Source organism: Burkholderia sp. Tr-20390 (genome assembly GCF_017104595.1).
Classification (GTDB): domain Bacteria; phylum Pseudomonadota; class Gammaproteobacteria; order Burkholderiales; family Burkholderiaceae; genus Burkholderia.
In genome coordinates this window covers 1-4,931 of sequence record NZ_JAAGPC010000332.1, presented here as the reverse complement: position 1 = coordinate 4,931, position 4,931 = coordinate 1, and the positions used below count along the sequence as shown (strand labels likewise).

At 70.5% G+C, this 4,931-nt stretch carries 5 protein-coding genes and 1 pseudogene; 3 read left to right on the top strand and 3 right to left on the bottom strand.

Translation table 11 applies throughout. The features are described 5' to 3' along the window. Nucleotides 1-88: 88 nt before the first annotated feature. From G3N98_RS38380 to rfaE2, 3 genes are all read left to right on the top strand, one after another. On the top strand, nucleotides 89-1,315 hold the full coding sequence (locus tag G3N98_RS38380; RefSeq protein ID WP_206151036.1) for a patatin-like phospholipase family protein: 1,227 nt from the start codon (nucleotides 89-91) through the stop codon (nucleotides 1,313-1,315). 468 nt (nucleotides 1,316-1,783) lie between these two features. Beyond that, a complete protein-coding gene (locus G3N98_RS38375; protein ID WP_011353352.1) occupies nucleotides 1,784-2,662 on the top strand; it encodes a diiron oxygenase in 879 nt (292 codons plus the stop codon). A gap of 150 nt (nucleotides 2,663-2,812) precedes the next feature. Next, complete coding sequence (rfaE2, locus tag G3N98_RS38370) at nucleotides 2,813-3,298, top strand: D-glycero-beta-D-manno-heptose 1-phosphate adenylyltransferase (protein ID WP_089426432.1); 486 nt, start codon at nucleotides 2,813-2,815, stop codon at nucleotides 3,296-3,298. Nucleotides 3,299-3,314: 16 nt separating this feature from the next. Here rfaE2 and G3N98_RS38365 read toward each other — a convergent pair whose 3' ends face one another. From G3N98_RS38365 to G3N98_RS38355, 3 genes and pseudogenes are all read right to left on the bottom strand, one after another. Further along, nucleotides 3,315-3,557: a hypothetical protein gene (locus G3N98_RS38365; protein ID WP_089426666.1), complete on the bottom strand. Its 243-nt coding sequence runs from the start codon at nucleotides 3,555-3,557 to the stop codon at nucleotides 3,315-3,317. Between the two features lie 206 nt (nucleotides 3,558-3,763). Continuing rightward, nucleotides 3,764-4,564, bottom strand: a complete 801-nt coding sequence (locus tag G3N98_RS38360) for a type III pantothenate kinase (protein ID WP_206151035.1) — start codon at nucleotides 4,562-4,564, stop codon at nucleotides 3,764-3,766. Continuing rightward, nucleotides 4,561-4,931: pseudogene (locus tag G3N98_RS38355) on the bottom strand (biotin--[acetyl-CoA-carboxylase] ligase); the annotation flags it as partial. The gene G3N98_RS38360 and the pseudogene G3N98_RS38355, both read right to left, overlap by 4 nt.

Genomic DNA, 4,931 nt, shown 5'->3' with positions numbered 1-4,931 from the left:
GGCCGCGGCGCGCGCGGCCGCCGCATCGTCGCCCGAAACCCGTCCGCCGAAGCGCTCGACGTGACGCGGCGCAGGTAGCAGGTCGATCATGCGGCTCGCGCTCGTTCTGATGGGAGGCGGCGCACGTGCCGCCTATCAGGTCGGCGTGCTGAAAGCGCTGGCCGAAATCGCGCGCGAGGCCGATCCGCTGCGGCACACGCTGCCGTTCGCGGTCGTGTGCGGCTCGTCGGCCGGCGCGATCAACGCAACGTCGATCGCGAGCCACGCGGACGATTTTTCCCACGGCGTGCGGCGCCTGCTCGAATTCTGGGAGCCGCTGCGCGCCGACTACGTGTATCGCACCGACTGGCTCGGCATCGCGGGCGCCGGCGCACGCTGGCTCGCGGCGATGACCTTCGGCTGGGCGGCCCGCCGTTCGCCGCGCGGGTTGCTCGACAATGCGCCGCTCGCGCACCTGCTGCAGCGCGAGCTGAGTTTCCACCGGATCGAGCAGATGCTCGAGGCGCGCCTGCTGCATGCGCTCGCGGTGACGGCGCTCAGCTATTCGAGCGGGCGGCACCTCACGTTCTACCAGGCCGCCCAGCCGATCCAGGCGTGGCGGCGCGCGCAGCGCACCGCGCGGCTGGTCGACCTGTCGGCGTCGCACCTGCTCGCGTCGTCGGCGATTCCGTTCGTGTTCCCGGCCGTGCCGCTCGTGCTCGACGGGCAGATCGAATACTTCGGCGACGGCTCGATCCGGCAGATCGCGCCGCTGTCGCCGGCGATCCACTTCGGCGCGGACCGGATCGTCGTGATCGGCGCGGCCGACCCGCGGCCCGAGATTCCGGCCGCGAACGGCCACGGGCTGGTGCGCGGCTACCCGACGCCCGCGCAGATCGGCCAGCAGGTGCTCGCGAGCGTGTTCCTCGACTCGATCGGCTCGGACATCGAGCGTATCGAGCACATCAACCGGATGATCGAGCACCTGCCGCACCAGGTCGAGATGGACAGCGGCTGGCGGCACGTCGACGTGCTCGCGATCGCGCCGTCCGAGCGCATCGAGCTGATCGCCGCGAAGCACCTCAAGCAGATGCCGGCGACGATGCGCGGGCTGCTCGGCGCGATCGGCGGCAGCCAGCCGGCCGGCGCGTCGTTCGCGAGCTACCTGCTGTTCGAGGAGGCGTTCACGCGCGAACTGATCGAGCTCGGCTATCGCGACGGGCGTGCGCAGCGCGACACGCTGACCGGCTGGATCGCGCGGGCGGACGGCGGCAGCGCGCCGGCCGCCGGCATCCCGCCGGAAGACGGCCTCGCGACCGGAGAAATACGGGTCTGATGCTTGCAGGAGAATGTAAGGTTGCGTTTTCGCGACGGTCGGCCGCGACCGATCGCCGCACCGCGATTGGCGGCGCACGACCGGGCAGGCGTCTCGGAACCGTCATGCACGCGTGATATCATGGCCGCCGCCGTATACACCATATCGAGCAGCCCGCCGATCCGGCATCCGCACGGGACCTTTCGGGGAACCCGCCTGGGGCAGGGGACGGGCGCGCCAACGAGCCGGCCAGCGCCGGCCCCCCACTCAGGCAAGCGTGCAGCCGGTTCCGTTCGCGGAGCGTGGCTGCGGCATGCCGCAACGGCGGCGGCGCGGCCGCCCGGCTGCCGGACGAGGAATCACCGTCCGGCTGGCCGGTTTCCCGCGTAAAATTAGAGTCTTGGCTGCAAAAGGCGCGCTCGGGCGCGCTTGCGCGGCAACAGTCACGTTTAGAGAAGTCGCATTGCGCAGAACAGGGGTGGGACCATCATGAACACGATGCTTTATCCGGAACTTTACCGATCGCTCGAAGCCGTCCGCTGGGACATGGAGAAGGACATTCCGTGGGACAAGTTCGACGCTTCGCTGCTCACCGACGAGCAGGCGAAGACGATCAAGATGAACGCGATCACCGAATGGTCGGCGCTGCCCGCGACGGAAATGTTCCTGCGCGACAACCAGCACGACAGCGACTTTTCCGCGTTCATGAGCGTGTGGTTCTTCGAAGAGCAGAAGCATTCGCTCGTGCTGATGGAATACCTGCGCCGCTTCAAGCCGGAAATGGTGCCGACCGAAGAGGAACTGCACGCGGTGCGCTTCCAGTTCGACCCGGCGCCGCCGCTCGAGACGCTGATGCTGCACTTCTGCGGCGAGATCCGCCTGAACCACTGGTACCGTTGCGCGGCCGACTGGCACACCGAGCCGGTCATCAAGCAGATCTACGAAACGATCTCGCGCGATGAAGCACGCCACGGCGGCGCGTACCTGCGCTACATGAAGAAGGCGCTGAACAACTGCGGCGACGTCGCGCGTGCCGCATTCGCGAAGATCGGCGTGCTGATGGCGTCGGCGCGCCGCACCGAGAAGCCGCTGCACCCGACCAACCTGCACGTGAACCAGGCGCTGTTCCCGCGCGACACCGTGCAGTCGCGCCTGCCCGATCCGGAATGGCTCGAACGCTGGCTCGACGAGCAGATCCGCTTCGACGGCGAGTGGGAAAAGAAGGTGGTCGAGCGGATCCTGCACAACCTGTCGATCCTGTTCGAGCGCACGTTCGCGACCGCGCAGGAGCTGAACCGCTACCGCAAGGAAGTCACCGGCCGCCTGCAGGCCGAAAGCGGCCCGTCGTCGGCCGCGCAGCCGGCCTGAGGCCGGTTGGCGCCGCAGCCGGCGTGAATCGCGCCGGCCGCGTTGCGCGATGTCGCACCCGTTGCATGAAGCCCGCCCGGTCAGTCCGGCGGGCTTTTTATCTGGCGCCGCCGCCGCGTGCGCCGTGGCCCATTCCGTCCGACTCCCATCATGTCCGCCACCTTCGAACGCAAGCTGATCACCCGTGATGCCCTCGTCGCCCTGCGCGCGTCGCTGCCGTCGCCCGTCGTGTTCACCAACGGCGTGTTCGACATCCTGCATCGCGGCCACGTCACCTATCTTGCCGACGCGAAGGCGCTCGGCGCATGCCTGATCGTCGGCGTGAACAGCGACGCATCGGTACGCATGCTCGGCAAGGGCGACGACCGGCCGATCAATCGCCAGGAAGACCGCGCGGCGCTGCTCGCGGCGCTGGAAAGCGTCGACTGGGTCGTGACGTTCGAGGAAAAGACGCCGGTGTCGCTGATCGAGGCGGTCCGGCCGGACATCCTCGTGAAGGGCGGCGACTACGACATGGATGCGTTGCCGGAATCGGCGCTGGTGCGTGGCTGGGGTGGCCGGGCGCTGGCGATCCCGTTCGAGCACGATCGCTCGACCACCGCGTTGCTGAAGAAGGTGCGCGCGCAGCAGTCCTGAGCGCGGCCCGGCGCCGTCAGGGCGCGGACGCCGCGAGCGGCTCGGCCGTGACGGACGGCGGCGCGATCGGGCCGCCGATGACGGGCTGGTCGGTGGCCCGTGCGAGCGGCGTCACGCGCAGCGCATCGGGCCGCACCTGTCGCGCCAGCACACCGGGTTCGCGCGGGCCGGCCGCCGGCAGCGGCCCGAACACGCCGCGCGCCACCACGAACGCGAGCATGTTGGCGAGAAAGAGAACAGCGATCAGCCAGCGCAGCATCGTCGACACTCCTCGTCGTCATTGACGTGGTTCACGTCATTCAATCGGGCCGGCCGCATCGCCGGCGATTTCATTCGTTCTCGTTCCTGCCGTTGACCGTGCGCGCGGGCGTCCAGCATGGCGCCGCCCGTGCTTCACCGTCATCGTGACGCAGGCCCGCACGGGCTCGCGTTGCCGTGCGCCGGCGCGATGCCGGCGCTTTTCCGTCACGCCTGCGTCGGCGTGGCGGTTGCCGCTTCCGCGGCGATCAGCGCGAGCCCGGACAGGATCAGCGCATCGTGCCGCGTATGCGGGAGCGTCAGCGCACGCGCGACGTCGTCCGCTGCGCCGCCGGCCAGCACGAGCCGCACGGGCGCCTGCCAGGCATCCGCGAGATCGCGCCACGCGCGTTCGATCAGCCCGGCCTGCGCATACAGGCAGCCGGCCGACAGCGAGCGCGGCGTATCGACCTGGAACGGTTCGGCCGGTGCGCCGGCGAGCAGGCCGCTCGCGATGTCGGTGGTCAGCGTCGGCAACTGCGCGGTGTGCGTGCCGAGCGCGCGCATCATCAGCGCCCAGCCCGGTGCGATCAGCCCGCCCGTGAAGCGGCCGTCCGCGCGCAGCGCCTCGAGCGTCGTCGCGGTGCCGAACGTCGCGATCAGCAGGTGCTCGCCCGGAAACGCCGCGTGCGCGCCGATCAGTCCGGCCCAGCGGTCGCTGCCGAGCTGGTCGGGCGTCGTATAGCCGTTCGTCACGCCGCACTGCGTCTGACGCGCGCGTATCGTCGTGCGCGGCAGGCCCGGCCAGCGTGCGTCGAGCAGCGCGTCGAGCCGGGCGGCCACGTCGGCGCCCGCGACGTTCGAGATCCACGCGCCGCGCGGACGCGGCAGGGCCGACCAGTCGGGATCGGCGCCGCCGTCGCGTGTGTGGCCGAACGCGCCCGTCTCGACGAGCGTGCGCTGCGAATCGGCGAGCGCCCACTTGATCCGGCTGTTGCCGGCGTCGATCAGCAGGTGCGGCTCGTTCATTGCGCTTCGCGCAGCGATACGTCGCCGGCGGCGATCGCCTGCACGCCGTCCGGCGTATCGAGCAGCAACTGGCCGGTCGCGTCGATGCCCGTCGCGATGCCGCGCACGCGTTCGACGCCCTGTTCGAGCAGCACGACTTCGCGCCCCGCGTACGCGTGCAGCGCGTGCCAGCGCGGCAGGAACGGCGCGAGCCCTTCGGCGCCGAACTGCGCGAGCGCGGGCGTGAGTGCGTTCAGCGACGCGGCGAGCGTGTCGGTGAGGTTGGCCGATGCGCACGCGATCGACAGCGCGGCGGGCGGCAGCCCGCTCGCGAGCGTCGCTTCGCGCGCGCGCAGCGCGTCGACCTGCGCTGCGACGGCCTCCGCGA